This window comes from Psychrobacter sp. CAL346-MNA-CIBAN-0220 (assembly GCF_040309805.1).
Taxonomy (GTDB): domain Bacteria; phylum Pseudomonadota; class Gammaproteobacteria; order Pseudomonadales; family Moraxellaceae; genus Psychrobacter.
Genome location: NZ_JBEOPF010000643.1, coordinates 1 through 243, shown reverse-complemented (window position 1 = coordinate 243; position 243 = coordinate 1). Strand labels below are relative to the sequence as shown.

The following is a 243-nucleotide window of genomic DNA, read 5'->3' as shown; positions in this document are numbered from 1 at the left end:
GATTTAATTAGTGATCTACTAGTTGAAGCTGGTAGTGCATCGGTTACTTTTATTGACGCCAAAGACACGCCTATCTATGAGCCTAAAATAGGCACTGTGCAATTTTGGGCCGATACTACGGTAATAGGCTTATTTGATGCTAATCACGATATGGATAGCGTTGTAGCGCTGTTAAACGCAGATAAATCAGTTGCGCAAAATCTAACATATAAAATAGAACAACTTGAAGACAAAGATTGGGAA

1 protein-coding gene is annotated in these 243 nt (G+C 38.3%); it reads left to right on the top strand.

Annotation, left to right across the window (positions count from 1 at the left end; all coding sequences use genetic code 11):
- A partial coding sequence (locus tag AAEY88_RS15150) for a 50S ribosomal protein L11 methyltransferase (protein WP_350563717.1) occupies positions 1-243 on the top strand: 243 nt, incomplete at both ends.